The organism is Streptomyces sp. NPDC002793 (assembly GCF_040295485.1).
Taxonomy (GTDB): domain Bacteria; phylum Actinomycetota; class Actinomycetes; order Streptomycetales; family Streptomycetaceae; genus Streptomyces.
Genome location: NZ_JBEOVL010000020.1, coordinates 81,279 through 103,083, shown reverse-complemented (window position 1 = coordinate 103,083; position 21,805 = coordinate 81,279). Strand labels below are relative to the sequence as shown.

The window sequence follows — 21,805 nt, the reverse complement described above, 5'->3', positions numbered from 1 at the left end:
CGCTGTTCCTGCGTTCCGGGTCCGGCTGTGCGGAGCGGTCCGGCGGCCGGGAAAGGGCGCGCTCGGGGAGGGGCGGGGGCTCGGCGGGCGCGGGTCCGGAGGGCCGGGCGGGGGCGGGTCCCTCGGAGCGGGCCGGTTCCCCTGCGGGCGTGGCGGGTTCCGACGTCCCCGGCGGGACCAGGCGGTGATCGTCGATCTCGATCGTCACCGTGCGCCCCTGGGCCGGGTCGGTGGCGCTGCGCACCCGCTTGGCGGCCTTGGTGAGGCCGAAGTCCCTTACGCCGACGCGTGGCCCGCTCAGGTCGGCCTGGAAGGTGTCCAGGGCCTGGGCCAGCTTGGCCGCGAGCTTCCTGGCGACGACGTCCGCCCGCTGTTGGCCACTGGACTGCGAGCGGTTGCCGTGCCCGGTGAGGGTGATCGCCGGCATCGGCAGGCCGTGGGCCCGGTTCCAGAGCCCCGCGCGGGCGAGCGACAGGGCCAGTCCGTCGATCGCGCCGTCCGCGTCGGAGGGGAAGCCGTGCTCCCCCTCCTCGAAGCGGATGGTCTGCTGGTGCCAACGCGGCGCGTGGCCGTGCAGCACCACCGTCGTCAGCGGGTTGGCCACCGCGGGCGAGGACTCGGACAGCAGGGCCGCGTTGACCTCGTGCGCCGACTCGCCGGGCCGCTTGCTGTACGCCCGGAAGGACCACAGGTCCTTGTTGTCCATCACCGGCGCGGCGTCCCGGATCAGATCCCTGGCACGTGAGCGCGCCTGAGCCACCTCGCGCAGCGCCAACGCGTGCTCGGGCCGGCCCTCGTCGAAGTACCAGGGAATGCGCTCCGCCTGACGGAGGTCGGCCAGGGCCCTCGCCACGCGCGCGAAGCCCTCCATGCGGTCGGTCTCCGCCTGGTCGGCACCGCCTCGCCTCGCCTCGGTGACCCGCTTCTCGGCGTCGCGGGCCAGCCGCGTCAGTTCGTCCTCGCTGTAGCGGTCGAGGTTCTCGTCGATGACGTCGTCGAGGAGCTCGGACGGGATCCCGCTCCCGGAATGGGTCTCGTTCTCCAGCGTGATCTGGTGGGTGCCGTCCTCGCTGGCCAGCACCACCTGCGCGAAGTGGTAGGGGGCGTGCGGGCCGACTCGGTCGCCGGGTTCGGCGTGGTTGTGCGTGAACAGCTGCGCGCCGCCGTCGTTCGTGGTGCTGACGGACTGGATCAGGTAGCCCTCGCCGACCTCCGCCCAGGCGTACTCGTTGACGCCGATGCGCCGCGCGGCCGAGGCCAGCGGGGCACGCAGCGGGTTGTCCTGCGGCTCGTGGCTCAGCGCACGCCCGTAACGCTCGCCCGGTGTGGGGGCGCCCACCACGCCGCCGGTGAAGCGCTTGTCCCGGCCCGCCTGGCGGGCGGCCCAGCGTGGGGTGACGTCGGTCGCGGAGCGGGTGCCCTCGGCGACCTCCGTCAGTGCCTGCGCCAGGTGGTGGGTTCCGGTGACCTCCCGGCCGTGCTGCCCGTTCACCGGGGCCGTCGAGACGACGTCGCCGGTGGGGCCCCGGAAGGCGATGTGGGACAGGGGCGCGCTCTCCGCGCCGGCCACCATCTGGGCGAAGTCCCGTGTGAAGGCGTGTTCCGAACCGCCGGAAGCCGTCAGGAACTCCGGCTCCACGCGGAACAGCGGCTCACCGTACGAACCGTCCTCCTTCGGCAGCAGGACGCCGGTCGACTCGTCGGCCTTCAGCCGGATCCCCGCCCCGGCCAGCCGCGCCGACGAACGCTCGATCGCCGCACGGGTGGCGTACACCTGCCGGCTGCGGCCGGTCGTGCCGTCCTCGGCCGCGAGCGTCGCCAGCGACCGGTCATCGGAGATGTGCAGGGGCGGCCGGTCGGCCATGGGGACGGTCCCGTGGTCCTGGCGCGGGAGGACCAGCGCGTCGGGGCCGGTGCCGCCCCGGACCTCCCCCACGGACCGCGGGAGCGGCTGGGTGAACAGGATCCCGGTGCCGCGCTTGTCGATGACTCCGTAGTCGCGTGTCGTCAGCGGCCGGGGACGGCGCGCCTCGATCTGTCGTTCGCGTACGCCCTGGTCGACGTCCGCGGGAACGTCGTCGCCGTCCGACGGGTCGTCCTCGCCGTCCGGGTCGGCCACGCTCACGGTGTCGGCCTCACCGCTGAGGTCCCGGGCACCGGGCAGCCCGCCGTCGGCGGACGGCGCGGCCGAGGCCCAGCCCGCGCCGGTGTTGTCCTCGCTCAGCTCGAGCATGAGGTGGCGGGTCCCGGCCGTCGGATGCGTGGCCAGGCCGACCGGTGCTTCGGGGTACCAGACGCGGCGGCCCGTCGTCCCCGCGACGAGGGTGGCGACGGTCGCGGCGTGCTCCAGGGGCAGCGCCAGGACGATGTCCGCGCCACGGGGCCTCCGGGAGTCGTACGAGATGAGCATGGCCAGTTCCTCGGCGATGCTGACCCGGAAGCTCCGCCCCGGCGCGGTGATCCCGACGCCGCGGCCGTCCGCGTCGGCCGCGACCAGGTACGGGTTCTGCCAGGGAGCGGGCCGTGGGATGACCCTGCCCCTGCCGCGCACGGCGTAGGACGCGAGCTCCGGGGTGGGCTGCCCCGGTCCGGTGTAGTCGCGGCCGGTGGCGTTGCCCTCGTCGTCGAGCAGCAGCGTGCCCTCGTCCAGGGCGCCTTGCCCGGTCAGGATCTGCTGGTCGACGAAGAAGTGGGCGAGGTCGCCGACGCCCGCCAGGTCGTCCGAGGAGGCGTCGAGCGCCAGCGAGCCGAGCTGCAGGAAGTCCGCGGGGCCCGGCCGGGTCCCGCGCCCCATGTGCAGGACGTACCGGGTGGCGCGATTCAGGCCGTCGCGCAGCGACCGCGCCGTCGGGTGCGTCTCCGCCTCCTCGCGGACGAGCTCGTACAGCGCCTCGGAGGTCTCCCGGAGCCGGGCACGCGGAACGGTGCCGCGCTCGGTGCCGAACAGCGTGTCCAGCCATGCCGGTTCGGCCCAGAACGGCCTTTCGTCGTCGTCGGAGTCCGATTCGGATTCCGATTCGTCGGATGCCTCGGCCAGCGTGGGCAGGTCCCTTCCGGGGGGCAGCGGTGGCGGCACCGCGCCGTCCGGACCCGTCTGCGGGGACGCCGTCGGGAGCGACACCGGGTCGACCCAGGCCGGCTCCCGGATCTCCGCCGGCGTGTTCTTCCGCGCGTCCGCCCAGGTCGCTCCCTCCGGAGAGGTGTGCGGCTCGATGTCTCCGGCCACCGCCGCCCACAGCTGGAGGTGGCGCGGGCGCAGACCGCTCTGTGCGAGGCCGTCGGGGGCCTGTTCGTCGAACGGGCCGAGCAGGCTGCCGGGTGCGTGGAGCCGGCCGGGGTTGCTCGCGTCGCGCGTCTCGTCCCGCAGGAACAGCTGGTGCGCCAGCTCGTGCGCGAACTCGACCGGATCGGCGTCGGCCCACCACGCCCGCTGGTTCATCGGCTGGTCCCGGCCGACGAGATCGACCGTCAGATGGGGGTCCTCGCCCGGCCCGGGGGGTTCCACGGTGACGTGCAGCCGGTCACCGTTGGGCAGCCTGTGTCCCGGCCGGTTGTAGAACTCCTCCACGCCTTCGAGCACGCGCGCCAGGGCGGCGTCGGTGTCGGCCTGCCCGTCGCCCGGCCGGAGTGCGAGCCGCACGGTGAGGTCGGTGACGGTCTCGCCGCCGTGGGTGAAGCGCCGCACGTCGAAGGCCGAGCGCACGACGATGCGCGGCCTGTCGTCGAGGCGGGCGCGGGGCGGCGCGGTGGAATCGGTGGTCTCCCGGAGCGGGATGCGCAGGGCCGCGCCGTCGACGTCCTCCGGCACCAGGTACAGGGCCGAGGTGTCCGCCACGATCCGGTGGGGCGCCGAGTCGTGGTCCAGATCGGCCATGACGACCGACAGGGTGTCCATGTTGGCCACGCGGCCGATCCAGCCGCTGTCGCCCCGCAGGATCGCGCCCGTCCCCTCGTGGACGAAGTCGTGGCCGAACCGCGTCCACCCGGCGGGCGGGATCTCCGTCCCGTCCGGGAGCCTGATGTGCCCGGTGTCGGCGACCTCGTAACGGAAGGGCTCCGAGCGGGACTCGGCGGGACGCGTGTACGTGGACCACCGGCCCGGCCGCGGGTCCGTGGTGGCCGTCGCGTCGTCCACGGCCGGTGCCTTGCCCTTACCGGGCAGGTCCGCCGCGGGTGCGTCAGTGGTCGGTACGTCGGCGGCGGGCACGACGGAGGACGGGTCGACGCCGCCGAAGCGGGGCCGCATGAGGGTGACCTGGCGTCCGATCGGCCACTGCTCCGCCACGGGGTCGAGGCCGTCGTCGGGCGAGCCGCCCAGCAGGCCCCCGGACCGGGAGCCACGGGGGCCGCCTCGGGTGGCGACCTCCCGCAGTCCGCCGCGGTGGTCGTCGACCGTGATGTGCACGGCGCCGGCGCCGGGGTCGGCGGTGGCGGACCCGCGTCCGCGCTCCGAGCCGGGATCGACCGTGACCGCGTCGGCGGTGAGGTGCGGTCGCGGTGTGCCGTCCTGCAACGCCGCGAGCGCCTCGGCCAGCTCCTGCCGGAACGAGGCCACCACGGCCTCGGCACGGGCCTTCGCCAGGTCCCGGCCGGTCAGGAGCCCACTGCGCGTCCCGGTGACCTTGACGTCCGGGAGCGGCAGCCCGTTGGCGGTGTTCCACATCGCCGTCCTGGCCACGATCCCGGCGAGGTACCGCAAGGGGTGCTTCGCGCCGTCGGGCGTCTGCTGGGCGCCCTTCTCGAAGGAGACGGTCACCGGCAGTGCCTGCTGGCCTCGGAGCACGACGGCGGTCAGCGGGTTGGCCTCGGCGGCGGGCCTCTCCTCCAGCAGTTCCGCGTTGGTGTCGTGGGCCGACTCGCCGGGCCGCTGTGAGTACATCCGCATGTACCACTGGTTCTTGCCGGCGATGACCCCTTCGAGCTGGCCGATGCGCTGCGCCGCGGTGCGGGTGGCGCCCTCCAGTGTCCGCTCGGCGTCAGCGCGCTCCGGAGAGCCGGCGGGCGCCGCGCGCATGTCCGCCTGGGCCTGCTTGGCCCGTGCCAGGGCCAGCGTCAGGTCGAGATGGGCCCGCAGCTCGGTGAGGTGCTCGTCGGCGTCGGCGCCGGCCTCCTGTCGTTGCTCGATCTCCCCGCGCAGCCTCGCCCCGGCCTCCCGCAGAGCCTTCAGGTTGTGCACCCGCAGATTCGCCCTCGCCTCCCCGCGGTGCCGGGCGCTCCGCTGCGAGGACCGCGCGTGGTTCTCCAGGGAGATCTGGTGACTGCCGTCCTCGCTGGCCAGGACCACGGTGGAGAAGTGGTAGCCGAAGTGCGAGCGGCTGATGCCTGACTGCGGCTTGGCGTAGTTGCGTTCCAGGCTCGGCTGGCCCTGGTCGCCTGCCGACGCGACGGACTGGACGACGTAGCCCTCGCCGACGCCGGCCCACGCGTGCTCGTTGACCCCGATCCGTCTCGCGGCGTCCGACAGCGCGTCGCGGCGCGGGTCGTCCGGCTGATCGAGAGCGAGCGCGCTGCCGTAGGCGTGGCCGGGGAGCGGGCCGCCGCCGTCGCCGCCGGTGGGCCGGTCGTCCCGGCGGACGTACGAGGACGCCCACGCGGGATTCACCCTGTCGGGCGCCACGTCGCCGTCCGCGACGTGGCCCAGGGCGTCGGCGAGGTGGTGCGTGCCGGTGACCTCGGCCCCGTCGGAGGCGTTGACCGGCGCGGTGACCACCAGGCCGGTGCGGGGATCGCGGAAGACCATGTGCGACGTGCGGGCGTTGTCGGCCAGCATGTCGGCGAAGTCCCGGCAGATCTCCTCCGACGACTGCCCGGACCGGGTGAGGAAGTCGGGCGTCACGCGGAACAGCCGCTTCGTGCCCCCGTCGGGGGTGGGCAGCAGGATGCTCAGCTCCTCGTCGGTCCGCAGACGCAGCGCGAGGCCCGCACGCGCCAGCCCGACCGACGAGCGGGCGACGGCCTCCGCCGTCGCGAAGACCTGCTGCCCGTACGCGCCGTTCTCGACCGCGAGCGTACGGTCCGACGCGATCCGCAGGAGGGGCCGCTGGGTGGCGAGTGTCTCGCGGTAGCTCTGCACGGACATGGCCAGTTCGGGGGCGCCCTCCGTGCCGGCCAGTGCCTGCGGGGTGTGCCAGGTGGCCTGGAGGTCGCCGGGCTTGCGGAAGAGCACGCCGTCACCACGGTGGTCCACGACCCCGTAGTCCCTCGTGGTCAGCGGCTTCTGCCTGCGCGCCTCGATCCCGTCAGCGGGCTCGGATCCGTTCTCGTACAGATCGACGATGTCCGCGACGTCCGCCTCGCTGGTGCCGTCCGCGCCCGGCCCGACGGAGGCCCATGCCGTGCCGCCGCCACCGGGGACGGGTCCCAGCGTGATGTGGTCGGTGCCGGACCGCCAGTCCGTCGTCGGCCGGGGGCCGTGTTCCGAGTACCAGACCCTGGAGCCCGTCAGGTCGGCGACGTGCCGTGCCAGGAACTCGATGTCACCGTGGGTGAACGCCAGGACGACATCGGCCCCCGGGGGCCGTGCCGGGTCCCGCGCGACGAGCCGGGCGAACTCACCGGGATCGTCCAGCGTGAGCCGGCCGCGCGGCGTCATCAGGTGAACGGCGTCCGCACCCTCCTGCGCGAGGACCACGTGCGAGTCCGAGTCCGTCCAGGGGGCGGTCCAGGTGACCAGACTGCCGTCCTCGCTCTCCAGCGCGTACGAGTTCAGGGGCGGCGCCTGGTTCCCGGTGCCGGTCCAGTTCCGCCCCGTTCCGGCCTCCGACTCCACCTGGGTGTCCTGGCTCAGGACGGCGTCGTGCCGGGTCAGGTAGTCGGCGAGGGCGTCGGCGTCGGACAGTTCGTCAGGGGAGGCGCTCAGGGCCAGGGATCCGAGGAGCAGCAGGTGCTGTCCGTCCACCTGGACGTGCGGGCCGAGGTCCAGTACCCGCCTGGTCAGGTCGTGCAGTGCCGCCAGCTCGCCGGTGGCCACGGACGACGGAAGTGCCTCCCCCAGGGCGAGTTCCCGCAGCGACGAGACCGTGTCGGCGAGCGTCTCGGGCGAGTGGTCGTGCCTGGCCGCGGCTCCGAAGAGGAGGTCGATCCACGCCTCGGTCGTGGTGTCCGGGGCGCCGTCCTCGCTGTCGGTGTCGCTGCTGTCGTCGGCGAAACGGAACTGTGCGAGATCGGCTTCCGGGGCACCGTCCACACTGTCCGTGTCGCTGCTGTCGTCGGACTCACTGCTGTCTTCGGTGTCGCTGCTGTCGTCGGTACTCGCGGTCCCCGGCGCCTTGGCGGCATCGGCACCGGACAGCGTGCTCAGCTCGTACGCCTCTTCCTCGCCCGGCAGCCCCGGGAGCCCCAGCAGCCCCGCGGGGTCGCTGCCGTCCGGTGACGGGGGCAGCGGGACGGCGGCCGGGTCCGGTTGCGGAGCGGGCGGGGCGGGCAGGGCGGGCGGGGCGGGAGTGCGCTGGGACAGAGGTACGAAGTCGCCGCCGCGCCGCCGGAGTCGGAGGTGCGTCCCGTCGGCGGACGGACCGGGATAGGTGTGGGCGGTGCCGTTCTCCTCGACGAGGGTGACGGTGGTGCCGGTGGTGGCGGCCGCCCACTCGGCGGCCGCCCGGTCGGCGCCGGGGCCCCAGGGTGCTGTGGCGAGGTAGCGGCGCAGATGGCTGTCGAGGGCCTCACGGCTCGGCGCGGGAGCGCCGGGCTGCACCTTCATCGGCGGTGGTGCGAAGAGGGTGTCGCGGTCGGCGGCCTCACCGGGGAGGCCGTTCAGACGCATCAGCTGGGCGGGCGACGCTCCGGCACGCGTGCGCAGCCGTCCCGCCTCGCGGCGGTCGAGCCCGGGCCGTTCCGCTGCCTGCCGCAGGGCTGTGGTGAGCGCGCCGAAGAAGCCGTTGCCGCGGCCGGTGGGGGTGCCCTGGGTGTAGGTCGCGCCGTCGGGCGCGGTGAGGACACCGTCCCGGGCGAGGCGGTAGCGCGGCTCGCTGCTGTCGGTGGGCGGCAGCCAGGGCGCGGTGGTGTGGCTGCGGTGCGCGGGCGGCTCCGCCGGCTGCTCGGTCGTCGTGCCGGTGGCGGAGGTCCCCGCGGTGGCGGGCAGCGGGGCGGTGACCGGGGCCGCGGTGCCCGGCGGGAGCGCTGCGTGGAAGAAGCCGTCGGCGGAGAACAGCACCGGGTCGGCGGCCGGGTCGACCGCGGCCGGATCGGCGCCGTGCGGGAGGAACAGCTGATCGCGGCCCTCACCGGTCACCACGGTCAGGGGGGTGCCGAGGACCCGCGCGGCGAGGGCGGGCAGCAGGTCGGCCCCGCCGTTGTCGCCGGCGCGGCGCTCGGGCGTGGCCGGTACGCCCTGCTGTCCGGTGCCGGCCGGCTCGCTCGCGAACGGGCGGAACAGGGCCGCGGTCGCCAGCGCCGCACGCTGGTCGGGCGTGGGCCAGAGCGTCAGAGGAAGCCGGCCGAGGGCGTCGAACTCGGCCTGCTGGGCCGGGGTCAGCACCACACCGGCGGCGTCCAGTTCGTCCTGCGTGAAGGTGTCGGCGACGTCCAGGGCGAGGGCGTCGAGCAGATCCTCGTTGCCGTCCTCGCCCAGGGCCCAGGCGAGGCGGTCGCGGGCGGCGCCGACGGCCTCGGCGGTGATCTCCGGGTCGCCGGGCGCGCCCGCGAACCGGTCGGCGAGGTCGTTGCCGAGCAGGTGGGACAAGCGGCCCCGGGCCTCGGCGGCGGCGAGCAGCGCGTGGAAGAACGAGGCACCGTCGTGCGGCATGTCGTGCACCTCACGCACCGTGGCGCCGTCCGGCGAGGTGAGGGTGCGCGGGGTGGAGTCGCTGCCGTCGGTGACCGCGTACGGTTCCGGCGCCTCGGAGCGCCAGCTCGGCTCGGTGTACTCCTGGGGCACGTCGCGCACCGGGACCGAGACCGAACCCTGGTGATGGGCGGTGAGCCGCGACGCGGCGAGGTGCAGCCGGTGGTGGTCCGCGGCGGCGGCGTCGGCGCGTTCCTCCCACAGCCGTGCCTCGTCGCGGGCGGCCTGCCAGGCGACGACCGCCGGGGCCTGCGCGAGGTCCCGCGGCAGTGCGGTCGCCAGCCGGGGGTCGTCGTCGCCGAGCGCGGTCCGCTCCGCGGGGCTCAGGGAGAGCCATGCCTCCCGGGCCCGCGCGCGGGCGTCGAAGTACTCCGTCTCGGCCTTGGCGAGGTCGGCGGTGGCCTTGGCCATGTCGTCCCAGGCCGTTCCGACCTCGTCGGGGAACGTGTTGTCGTCCAGGAGGCCGAAGTCGCGGGCGATGTCCTCACGCAGCCAGACCAGCGCGGTGGTCTCGGCCTCGGCGGCGCGCGGTCCGCGCCGGGCCGCGCCGAGCGTGCGGAGCGGGCGGCTGTCGGCGACCCGGTGGTGCGTCTCGGCCACCGCCAGCCAGGTCACCGGCACCGCGAACAGCATGCTGCGGTCGGTGGTGACCTTGACGTGGGCGCCGAGTGTGGTGTCCACGGCGCCCTTGAGCGCGACGCCGTCGTTCGCGCCGGCGACCGGGACGGTGCCTCCGGGGTTGGTCATACCCGCGTTGCTGTTGCCGGCCAGCGGCGCGGTGCCCACCGCTCCCTCGACGTTGTCGGTGATGCCGGACTCCATCGCGTCGGAGGTCCTGCGCCGCTGCATGGCCTCCATGCGGGGCTTGCTCTCCACGGCGAGCAGCCGGGCGCCGCGACGGTGCATCTTGGCGTAGAGGCGGGAGTCGGCGGTGTGGGACTGGCCGAACAGACGCGCGGAGGACTGGGTGGGCAGCTGGGAGCCGTCCGCGCCGAGCGCCTCACGGAATCCGGCGGTCAGACCGCCTTGCGAGGTGGCCTCCTGCTGTGCCTGCGCGGGAGCCGTGCCCAGGCCGGTGAGCGGAGTGCGGCGCGCCATGCGCACCTGCGCGGTGAGGGTCGCGCCGGTGTGCCGCCTGCCGAGGTCGCCGTCGCCGAGGCCGTCGGCGCGGGCGGTGGCGAGGGTCAGCGCGTCCTGCACACCCGCCGCGCCCCTGATGTCCACGGCGAGGATGCCGGAGCCGAGCCGGTCGTCGACGGGCAGGACGTCGGAGTCGGTCGTGCCGTCACCCGAGGCACGCCAGGCGGCGATGGCCTCCAACTGGGACTGTTCAGCCGTCAGCATGCGTACGGCGTGCTCGGGTTCGGGCACGTCCCGCTCGGTGATCGCACCGTCGTCACCGTCGCCCACCGGGGTGAGCAGACCTGCCGGTGCCATCTCGTTGAGGGTGCCGACCTGTGCGACGGAGCGCGGTGCGAGCGTCTCACCGGCCGCGTCCGTCATGGTGACGGTCAGGATGTAACTGGTGACGATCTCCGCGTGCGCCTGGGTGGTGGCGATGTTCGGCATGGCGGTACGGCCGTCGGTCTCGGTGCGGTTGCTCGCCCGCTGCTTGGCAGCCGTGCCCTGGAGCGAGGGGTTGGCGACCAGGATGCCGTTGTCCGCCGCACGCTGACCGCCGCTCAGGGTGAGGTCGGCGCCGAGGTCCTGCGAGACGTTGACCGCGTCGTCGCGTGTGATGTTCCGGTAGTCCTCCATCTCGTACCCCGTGCGCAGCCGCTGCACCGTCGTCGTGACCGGGGTCAGCTTGAACCGCATCTGCCCGGGGCTGCCCCCGACCGGCAGGTGATGCGGCTTGGACCAGGTGCGGTAGTGGACCGGCAGGGTCATCCCGCCGGTGGTCAGCTCGTGCAGATGGGCGCGCAGGAAGTCCGGGGAGAGCCGCTGCAGGACCTGCTCCCGGTCGTGCGAGCGAACACCGATCTTCTCCAGGCGCGGCAGCAGTTGCTGTGCCGCCCTGCTCGCGTCGAGCTGGCCGCTGGGATGCGTCGGGAAGCGCCGGCTACGCAGGAAGCCCGGCACCCGGTAGCCGCCGCCGAGGTTGTTCGGGGTGGTGGTGCCCAGCCCGTCGGGGGCGAGCCCGTTCTCGATGGCGTCCCGCATCGGCAGGTGGAACATGACCGCGTCACGGATCCGCTGGAGCGCGGCTGCGGCCCGGCGCGGGGCCAGACCACGCCCCAGGCGCTCGGACAGCCGCCCGGCGGCGGAGCTGACTCGGGCCCCGGAACGGGTGCCGACCGTGCCCATCGCGGCCGTCCAGCGGTCGCGTACCGCCACGGTCTCGGCGGCGTCGGCGACCACCAGATACATCCGTCCGGAGAAGGCCAGCGTGGTGCTGCGTCCTCGGCTGAGGGCCTGTGAGATGCCGCGGCCCTTGCCCCAGGCGTACTGGAGCGCGGTCGTGTACGAGCCGACCACCGGCTGCTCGCCGGGCATCTGCTGCAACGGCATGAGGCCGCCCTGGACACCGAGCGTGGTGCGGGAGCCGGTGTTCTCGCTGCCGACGACCCGGTGCTCGCTGGCGACGGTGGTCTCCAGGTTGGCGGGCTTCGGATCGCTCTTCACCCGTACGTTGTCCAGCTCGCCGCGGATCGCGCCCTTCAGGTAGTGCGTCCGGAACGGTCCGGCGCCGTTGAGCCCGGTGATGCGGGAGCCGAACGGACCGAGGTACTGGCCCAGTTGACCGGCCACACCGAGGTTGGCCATCGCCCGGCGCAGTGCGGTGCGCACCGGTGCGCCGGGCGCGCTGACGTGCCAGGAGGTACCCGAGGCGCGGTCGGCGGTGTCCTGCATCAGCTGCTGACGCTGCGGGCCGCCCTCGGTGCTGAGTACCACGTGCGGGGCTCTCAGCAGCCGCCGGACCAGCTTCTGGGCGTCCGTGTCCGACCTGGGCAGCGGGCGGGTGCCGTCGAGGAGCTGGTCCGCCTCGGCTGCGGAGAGGCGCTGCGGCGCGGGGGTGGGCGCCGTTCCGCCGGCGGGCGGGTCGGCGGGGGTGTAGCGGTCGGAGCCGTGCGCCGCCGAAACGGCCAGCTCCACCCGTCCCACGGTCTCGGTGCCCCGGCTGAACAGCGGACGTTCCTCGATCTTGCTGACGAAGACGCCCGCACCGAGCAGACCGACCGACAGCAGCCGGGCCCAGCCACGCGGGCGGCGGTGGCCCTCGAAGGTGGCGCCGAGTTCCACCTGGTAGCTGTAGAGATCGGAGTTGTTCTGGAACGCCAGCTGGTCGTGGGTGACCGTGACCGTGCTCCGGGTGCCCCTCTGGTGGGTACGGGCGTAGCGGGCGCCGACCGAGACGTTGCCGATCTGCCGCGGCAGACCCGCCCCGGGCACCTTGTCGTGGTCGCGGGGCGAGATGCCTATCTCGACACCGGCGGAATGGGTGCTGGACTCCTGCTCCCCCTGCCCGGAGACCTCGTTGCCGATCACCCCGCTGCGCAGTGACCGCTCGCTCATCGTGGTCTCGAACCGGCGGTCGGTCATCCGCGCCCGCAGGATCAGCGTGTGGTGGCCGCGGCGCACCTTGCCGTCCTCGGTGAGCGTGACCGGGACCCCGGTGGTGGTCAGCTCGTCCAGGCTCTGCGTCAAGGTGGGCCGGTTCAGCGCCTCACGCACCTGCCGGTCGTTGTGCAACGCGGTCCGCAACCGCCCGTCGCCGTACCAGAGACGGCCCAGTCGGGGGTGCCGCAGCATCAGCGGCGGCACGAACATCGACGGGTACGAGCGGTGCAGGGTGTCCAGGACCGCGTCCGTGAAGACCCGCATCGGGTCCTGGGGGGCGGTGCCGTCCTGGGGCGCGGGCGGCGTCTGCTGCTGAGCCGTCGTCGGCGCCTGCTGGGCGGCAGGAGGCGGCGTCTGCTGGGCGGCAGAAGGCGGCGTCTGCTGCTGAGTGACCGGCGGCTGCGTCCGGGTGCGGGCCTGCGGCTGGAAGCCCTCCGCCCGGACCTGACCGCCCAGGTGCACCGGATCCTCACGGGTGAGGTACCACGGCACCGGCGGCTCGGCGTCCGGGTTCGGTCCCGTCCGGCCGGGCGTACGGCTGTCCCAGCCCGCGAGCCGACGGGCGTCCTGGGTGGAGATCCAGTCCAGGCTGACGACCCGGATCGGCCGGGCCGCGGACGACGGCTCACCGGCCTTACGGACCATCAGGGTGCGCTCCACCTGGTAGAGCGCCGCCGGATGGTTGCGGATCCGGCCGGTGACCTTGCGGGCCGCGTCGGTGCCCAGGTAGTGGCCCTGCCCGACGGCGAGGTCCGTGCGGACCAGCGGACCGCCCTGGAGGCGCACATCGGTGTCCGGCCCGACAAGGGTGTAGTTCGGCCCGGCCGTGATCTGGAACCCGAACCGGGTGTCCCGCACGTGAGCGCGCTGGTTCTGGTAGGTGGTCTGGGCGAGTTCGCGGAGCTCCGCCTTGACCGACTCGGTGACCAGCACGGCGCGGTGCGGCTGCGACCGCTCCACGACCAGATGGCCCAACGGGCGCTGACTGCTGCCCCGGGACAGCTCGGGCCCGCTGACCGGCCCGGTGAGCCGGCCGAACAGCCCGAGCATCCTCCCCGGGCGGACGTACGACACCATGGTGCGGTGCGCCGAACTTCCGGGACGCGCGCCGGACAGTGCCAGCGCGATGTCCTCCGGCGGGGTCGTCAGATACAGGCCGGTGGTGTCGGTGAGCCGGGGCTCCACCCCGTCCGGGAAGGTCAGCGTCTGCGGCGCCCTGTTCGGCCCCGTGAACGGCACGGTGAGATCGTCCGGCAGCCGCCAGCTCAGCCCGTCCCGCATGCCGAACTCCGCGCTGTGCACCTGGACGCGCTGCCAACGCGGCCCTTGTGCGGGCTGGGTAATCGGGTCAGTCGTCCGGGTGTCCGTTCCGGTGGTCTTCGGCGCCTCCGTGACGCGCTCCACCCGCACCCGGTAGTGCACGTCGTCCAGGTGCAGGTGCGAGCCCTCGAAGGCGCGGTAATCGGCCTGGCTGTACGCCGAGGTGCCCTGGGTGTAGTCCGTCCTGCGGCTCCAGCCCAGCGATGTACCGATCTTCAGCAGCCAGTTGAGCGGCGGTCCCATGCCGAGACCGCCGGCGATCCGGCGTCCGAAGCCGACGCTGCGCCCGCCGCTCGTACCGGCCTGCCCGCGCCACATCGTGTCCACCCGGACCGTGGCGCCCCCGACGTCGGAGAAGCGCTCCCAGCGGTGGTACGGGATGGCCTCGACGGTCATCTCCAGGCCGACCCCGGACTTCTCACGGCCCACGAGGCGTGCGCCGTGCGGGGCGGTGAACGCCGAGGGCTGGTCGGTCAGCAGACGCAGCAGCTCCGCCTCGTCGAACCTCGCCCGCACCGACGCCGGCACCTTGTCGAGGATCTCCCGGGCCGCCAGTGCGGGCGAGCGCAGGGTGAGCGCTCCCGGCCCGGCGAGCAGCCCGGTGGGAGCGCCCTGCGGCGACCCGTCCGGGGCGGTGTCGCGCGGATCGGCGCCCGGTCTGATCAGGACGGTGGGCAGCCTGCTGCCGTCCTCGAAGGTGACCGTGCGCGGCGCGGGCCCAGGAGGACGGGCGTCCTCGCCGGTCAGCAGGCGGGCCGGACGGTGCCGTTCGAGCTGGGTCTCCAGCGGAACCGGGTCGCCGCGGTCGGGGGCCGCCGCCTGGTCGAGATCGTCGATCCCCGCCATGCCGCGCAGCCACTCCCCGAACGGGTCCGACCCGTCCGGTTCCTGGGAGACCGGCGTCAGCGTGGGCGGGACCGGATCCGGATCCGGCTCCGGGATGGGCGCCAGGGCGTCGTAGTGGTCGGTCCCGTCGTACGCCAGGTGCAGGGGGCCGCCGATGCCGCCCGGATTCAGCTCGGTGACGAGGAGCTCGCCCGTCCCCAGCGGGTCGGGCCGCACGAGGCGCAGATCGATGTCGAGGGTGTGCGCCAGCGCGTCCGGGAGCAGGTCGGAGAAGGGGGACGACCACAGCCCGGGGCGTTCCGCGGCGGCGGCGAGCAGGCCCCGCCCGCCGAGCCGGCGCGCGTCGGCGGGGGTGGGCGCCACCTCGGCGAGCTGCGGATAGCCGCTGTCGGCGAGGATCCGCTGCCACCGGCCGGGGTCGCCGTCGGTGACGACCTCCTGGGCGACGGTGTTCCACTCCTCGGTGATCCGGCGCTGCTCATCCGCGTCGTCGACGCCTGCCAGGGCACGTATCCGCAGGTCGTCCACCACGGTGAACACCGGATCCGGTACGGCGGTGTCGGCCACGGCCCCCAGCTCGGAACCGGTGACCCGGTCACGCACCAGAGCGCGCAGCCCGGCGATGTTCCGCGCGGCCCAGGCCGGCGGTACGTTCCGGCTCCGCGCACTGTCGAGCAACGCCCGGAAGAGGCGGTTCCCGTCGGCGCGAGCCTCCACCCGGCGGAAGGTGAGACCGTCCGCCCGGACGAGGTCCGCGGGGTCCGTCGTCGTCACGGGGCCCTTGCCGAAGAGCGGAGGCGGGACGGTTGTCCTCGTGTCCGGTTCGGCCCAGGTGAGTTGGGCGTTGTCGTTCCCGGGACTGAACCGGAGCAGTGGTTCACCGTCGGGACCCTGGTGCTTGTGGACGATCTTGTCGAAGAGGGACTTGTCGAAATCGGTCGGCGGATTCCAGAACATGTGCGCGCCGTGCACCACGGCGATGTCCTTCGCCCGCATCTCCTCGACCAGCGCGTCATGCGCGGGATGCGCCACCCGCGTACCGTCCGGCGTCGACACGTCGAACACATCGTGATCACCGGTGATCGGACGCCGACCACCGTCCTCACCCACCCCGAAGACCACACCGTCCCGCACGACGAACCTGTTCTCCGCCTCCAGCGCCGCCATCTTCGCGGACAGCTCACGGAACTCCGTCGACCGCTGGTTGAAACGCGACAGAACCCTCTCCGACGCACCCTCCGGAACAGCCCCCTGCTCAGGCATCACCGGCTTGAAATAACCGACAAGCCCGATGTTCTCCGGATCAGCACCCAGAAGAACATCGACCTGATTCACCGTCTTCGACTTGATCTCCGGCGGCTTCGCCAACGCCCCGGCCTCAAGCCACTTCGGAGCAAGAAGATTCGTCGGACGCACATCGATGACAAGATCATTGTCCCGCGCCAGATCACGGAACCCCTTGAAATTCTTCTCCGGCATCCCGTACTCATGCCGCGCCGTGTACGAATTCACCTCACCACTCTTGAGCGGCTTGAGCCAGGTGAGTTGGGCATTGTCGTTCCCGGGACTGAACCGGAGCAGTGGTTCACCGTCGGGACCCTGGTGCTTGTGGACGATCTTGTCGAAGAGGGACTTGTCGAAATCGGTCGGCGGATTCCAGAACATGTGCGCGCCGTGCACCACGGCGATGTCCTTCGCCCGCATCTCCTCGACCAGCGCGTCATGCGCGGGATGCGCCACCCGCGTACCGTCCGGCGTCGACACGTCGAACACATCGTGATCACCGGTGATCGGACGCCGACCACCGTCCTCACCCACCCCGAAGACCACACCGTCCCGCACGACGAACCTGTTCTCCGCCTCCAGCGCCGCCATCTTCGCGGACAGCTCACGGAACTCCGTCGACCGCTGGTTGAAACGCGACAGAACCCTCTCCGACGCACCCTCCGGAACAGCCCCCTGCTCAGGCATCACCGGCTTGAAATAACCGACAAGCCCGATGTTCTCCGGATCAGCACCCAGAAGAACATCGACCTGATTCACCGTCTTCGACTTGATCTCCGGCGGCTTCGCCAACGCCCCGGCCTCAAGCCACTTCGGAGCAAGAAGATTCGTCGGACGCACATCGATGACAAGATCATTGTCCCGCGCCAGATCACGGAACCCCTTGAAATTCTTCTCCGGCATCCCGTACTCATGCCGCGCCGTGTACGAATTCACCTCACCACTCCTGAGCGGAGGCGGTGTCGGCTTTTCCTCATGGACGGTGGCCGTGGGCGCCGGGTCGTGCAGGCGACGTGCCAACTCGGCTGTGTCCTCGGGCCCGAGAGCCAGCTCGGACAGCGGCAGGGGTGTGTTCGACGACAACGACCAGACGACGTCAGCCGACCGCGCGTAGGAGAGCCCGCGCACGTCCTCCTGCGAGACCGGTGTGGCCGGGGACAGCTCGGGCGGCGGCGGGGGCAGCAGTTCGTCGAGCGTGGTGTCAGGGCCGGCTCCGGCCCGCAACCCGGCCGCCGCGCGCAGGAATGCCTGGTACTGCTCGGGAGTGGGGTCGGCGGCTGAACCGGTCGCAGGTCCGCCGGTCCCGGTGGCGGTGTGCCAGTCGGCGACCATCCGGCGCAGCAGGTCAGGGGTCATACGGCCGTCGCCGTACCGGGCCGCGCTGTCCGGGCTCATCCAGCGCAGGCCGTCGACGTACGCGAGAGCGGCCAGCAGCTCCCAATTGTCCGGGCGCTGTTCGGCATCAGGGCCGAGAGCATCGCGCAGGGTCCGGATCTGCTGGAGGGTCCGGGCGCGGGCGAACGGGCCGGCCGGGCCGGGGCCCGCGTGCAGTCCGGCGTCACGCGCCGACCGGTCCAGGTCCTCCCCGCTGGGCTCCGGGGTGAACAGCCGCCACCGGCCCGGCCCGTCCGCGCCCTCGGTGAGCACCGCGCGGACCTCGCCGTCCTTGCCACGGGCCGTACCCACCTCGCTGGTCGGCGCGTGCACCGTCCGCCCGGTCCGGTTCGCGACGTGCTGAGCCACCGGCAGCCCCGCGATGTCCGGCTGGCGTCCGGTCTCGCAGGAGAACAGGATCAGAGGCCGGTCCTGATCGCCGTCGACCGCCCAGGACTTGAGCACCTCGCCGAGCTGTACGCCGCTGACCTTCACACTGGGCCGCGCCGGGTCCTCGGTGCCCAGCGTGACGGTACGGGGCGTGCCGTGCGCCACGAAGCCGTCGGCGCCCTGTTCGGTGTCCACACCCGGGAGCGGCGCCGGCGGGCCCGTGAACACGGTACGGCGGGAGGGCTGCGGCGCGTCGGTGCCCGCCTCGGAGGCCGTCTGCGGAAGGGCGGGAGGAGCCGACACGGTGCGTACGCCTCGGAAGGTGTCCTGGCCGGCCAGTGCCCGACGTCCGGCCTCCTGTGCCGTGCCGTCCTCGGCGGGGCTCTGCGAGATGGTCAGCAACTGGACGGCACGGCCCGGCGGCGGCTGCACCGTCGCATCCGGCATCAGGCGCCGCACCTGGGCGAGGGGCACTGCGAGGCCGTCGAGGGTGACGACGACGGGCTCCCCCGCGGGGGGCCTCGACCCGTTTACGCCCGCGTCGGAGGCACCGCCGTCGGCAGGGCGTACGACGATCCGGGCGGGCGGCGGGGGAAGTGCCACGGGCGCCGTCGCGGGAGAGGTCTCCGATGTCGCGGGAGCGGTCTCCGGTGTCGCCTGAGCGGGCGGGGGCGTGGTTCCGTTCCCGGTGCCGTGCCCCGCGCCGGGTCCGACGTCCTGTCCTCCGGTCCCGGCACCGGTCGTCTCGCCTTCGCCCGACTGCAGGTGCACATCGACGGCCGTCTCGCTCCAAGGGCTCGAGAAGGTGGCGATCTTGGCCGGGCCGGACGCGACGCCGGCCGGGGACTCCGGGACGGCTCCGTCGTTCCGTACGGGCGTCGCCCTGTCCGAGGCGGGCGCGGCCGGCGGGGTGCCGTCCGTGGAGGTGACGACCGGGGTGGTGCTGTCGGCCGTCCCCGTGTTCAGGGAGGCGGGCAGGTCCGTCGGGCCGAGGGCGTCGGCGAGCGGCAGCAGCACGTCCGCGCCGGGGAACGAGGTGCCCGTGGTGTCGGTGGTGCCGTCAGCCGTCGCGGCCGGCGCGGGGGCGGTGAGCGGACGGACCTGGACCGGGGCTCCCGGCCCCTCTCTGGTGAGCTCGACCGCCGCACGTACGGGGCGTCCTGCTCCGTCGGGCGTGACCGCCGGTCCGAGCACCACGGCCCGGTCGGTCCCGGCCCCGTCCAGCAACTCGGCCGCCTCCGGCGACCCCTCCCCCGGCGGCGGCATCTCCGACACCACGATCGTCAGGGGCGGAGAGGTGGTCTCCGGGTTCCCGACGGGCGTGGGGCCGGCCTTCACGTCGGCCGTGCCGCTGACATCACGTACGTCGCCGGTGTCGGCGAACGAGCCGACGGTGCTCACCTTCGGCGGGGCGGCGGCCGTGTCGACGACCGGAGCGGGGACGCTGTCGGTGGTGGGCCCGGCAGTGGAGGCAGTAGGGGAAGCGTCGGTGGCGCCCGCTGTTTCGGAGCCGACGACCGGGGCCGCGGCGCCCTCTTCGGAGTCCGGCGTGACATCGGTCCCGGCCGGATCGAGGGCTTCGGGAGCAGGGCTGCTCCGGGGGGAGCCGTCCGGCGCGGTCGGAGAGCCGTCCACCGGGGCTGCGCCGTCCGGGGTCCGGGCGCCCTGGGGTGACGTACCGGCGGAAGCCGGGGCACCTCCGGCGGCCGGGACGCCACCCGCTCGGGCCCCACTGCCCGCTGCGGGTGTGGCGGAGGTGGTGGGGCTGCCGCCTGTGGAGAGGGGAGCGCCGTTGCCCTGGCCGACCGGCACCGTGGCGGCAGGAGCGTTCTGTCCGGGCACCTCCTGCGGGGACCTCTGCGGGGCGGTCTCCGGGGACCCTTGGACGTCGCCCTCCAGGGCCCCTTGGACGTCGCTCTCCGAAGACCGCGCCGCGTTGGTCTCCCGGGTCCCCTCGGCATCGTTCTCCGAGACCTCCGCGATATCGCGGGCCTCCGCGATGTCACGGGCCGGAGACGTCTGGACGCTGTTCTCAGGTGACCCCTGGACGCTGTTCCCCGGAGGTCCCTGGACGCTGTTCTCAGGGGACGCCACAGCCGCTTCGGCCGGTACGTCCACGGCAGCGTTCTCCGGGATAGCCGCAGGCTCGGTGCCCGGCCCGTCGACTGCGTCGGCCGGCCGTGCGTCCACGCTGTGGTCCGCCACCGGGTCGGCGCCTTGCCCGGCGGGTCGTGCGGCAGGGTTACCCGGGGCCGTGGTGGGGCTGTGTCCTGAGGTACCCGAACCCTCCACAGCGGTCGGGCCGTTCCCCATGGACGTACCGGACCTGTCGCCGGACACGCCCGAACCCTCCACAGCGGTCGGGCCGTTCCCCATAGACATACCGGACCTGTCGCCGGACACGCCCGAACCATCCACCACGGACGGGCCGTTCCCCGTGCCGGGGGCCGCGCCCACCGTGATCGGGGCGTCGACCGTGACCGGGGTACCGAAGCCGTCGAGGGCACGGCGGACCTCGTCCGTGTCGACCTGGTTCGCGGGGCTGTCCCCCGCCGGCACCACCCGGACCTCGGGCAGCGTCGACAGCTTGCCGTGCAGGCCGTCCCGGACACCGATCTCGGCGCTGCCGGGCGGCTGGGTGCCCCGCAGTGCGGCCAGGTCACGCAGCGCCTGCTCGCGGACGTCGGCCGAGCCGTGGTGGACCTGCTGCCACAGCGCGTTCTCGGCGGCGGTCACGGGCAGCGTGCCCGGGGAATACGGCGGGGGGCTCTCGGAGAAGTAGGGCGGGGGCGCCTGCTGGTCGGCGAAGTCCCCCTGTCCGCCGGTCTGCGAACCGACCGGTGCGGGCGACGTGACCGGCGCGGGTGAGCTGACCGGTGGAGACGACTTGGGCGCGAGGCCGTCGCCGCCCGTGGTGTCCGGACGCGAGGGACCGTCGGCACGGTCCGCGCCGTCACCGGAGCGCGGAGAACCGTCCGAGTCGGTGTCGGTGTCGGTGGCGCCGGCGGACACGGTGGGCGGCTGGTTCCGCAGCTTGTCGATGACGTGGCGCAGTTCGGCGGCGCTGTTCACGGCGGAGTCGCTCAGCGTGGCCTCGACCTGGCTGCTGATGCCCGCACCGACGAAGGTGGACCAGCTGGTGGACCAGTCGCCGTCGAACGCGCCCTTGATCAGGATCTCCGCGAGCGCCTCGCCGGATCCGGCGGCGAGGAAGTCGGTCACGCCCTTGAGCCCGTAGTGCCCGGCCAGAGCGCCGGGACGGTCCGCGTTGAAGCGCAGGATCCGGCTGTTCCGCCACAGCTCGGTGTTGTTCCGGAAGGAGAGCGGGTTGTTCCGGAAGGTGACCGGGACGTGGTTCGAGGGGTTGGGGCCGGGCCCGTACGGGGTGGGGTCGGGGTTGTCCCGGTCGGGGTTCGGAGTGGGGTTCGCGTTCGGGCTCGGGTTCGGGCTCGGGTTCGGCCCGTTCCTGAGGTCGAGGTCCGGGTTGTTCTTCAGGTTCGGGTTGTTCTTGAAGTCGAGGTCCGGGCCGTTCTTGAGGAAGCTGTCGTCGAAGCTCCGGACGATGTTCCTCGCGAAGCTGTCGAAGATGCTGGTGAAAAGGCCCGCGGCGGCGCCGAATGCGGCGGCCTTCCCGATGTCGCTCCAGTCGATGCCGTCGGGACGGCGGCCGTCCGGGGCGAAGTTCATCATCGCCAGCCGGACGGCGAAGGTCGTGAAGGCCTCGGCGAACGCCTCGGTCAACGAGGGCGTGAGATGCAGCCGCTGGAGCAGGTGGCTGAGCGTGGTGAGGATGAAGAACCGGCTACGCATCTTGGCCAGCATGATCTGACTGGCCGAGGCGCCTCCGGTGAAGAAGGACAGGGCCAGATAGATGGCGATCTCGATGAGCAGCCGGATGATCTCGGCGATGACCTGCCACTTGGACTCCATGATGTCCATGGAGGTCTTGCGCCGGCCTTCGGCGATCTTGTCGAGCTGGTCGGCGAAGTCCCGCAGGTAGTTCTTGCCGCCGTCATCGATGAGCATGCCCATGGCCTTGCCGTACGACCTGGCGAGGTCGTCCGGCATGGACTCGCCGATGTCGTGGACCGACTTGTCGATCAGCGAGGACAGTCTGTCCAGCTTCCGGCCGAGGCCGGAGTAGGGCCGACGGCTCTCGAACGCGAGATCCTCGTCGGCGTCCATGAGCCTCTCCCCGGTGAGGATGAAGATCATCGCGTTGACCTCTGGCGAGACCTGGATGCTCAT

Annotated in this window: 1 protein-coding gene (running past one end of the window); it reads right to left on the bottom strand. The window is 73.1% G+C overall.

Features of this window, described 5'->3' with window-relative positions:
* Window positions 1–21,805: the 5' portion of a lonely Cys domain-containing protein gene (locus tag ABT001_RS20940; protein WP_351279571.1), read on the bottom strand. 16,583 nt of this gene lie to the left of the window's left edge; the window shows 21,805 of its 38,388 coding nt (coding positions 1–21,805); the start codon lies at window positions 21,803–21,805; the stop codon falls past the left edge of the window.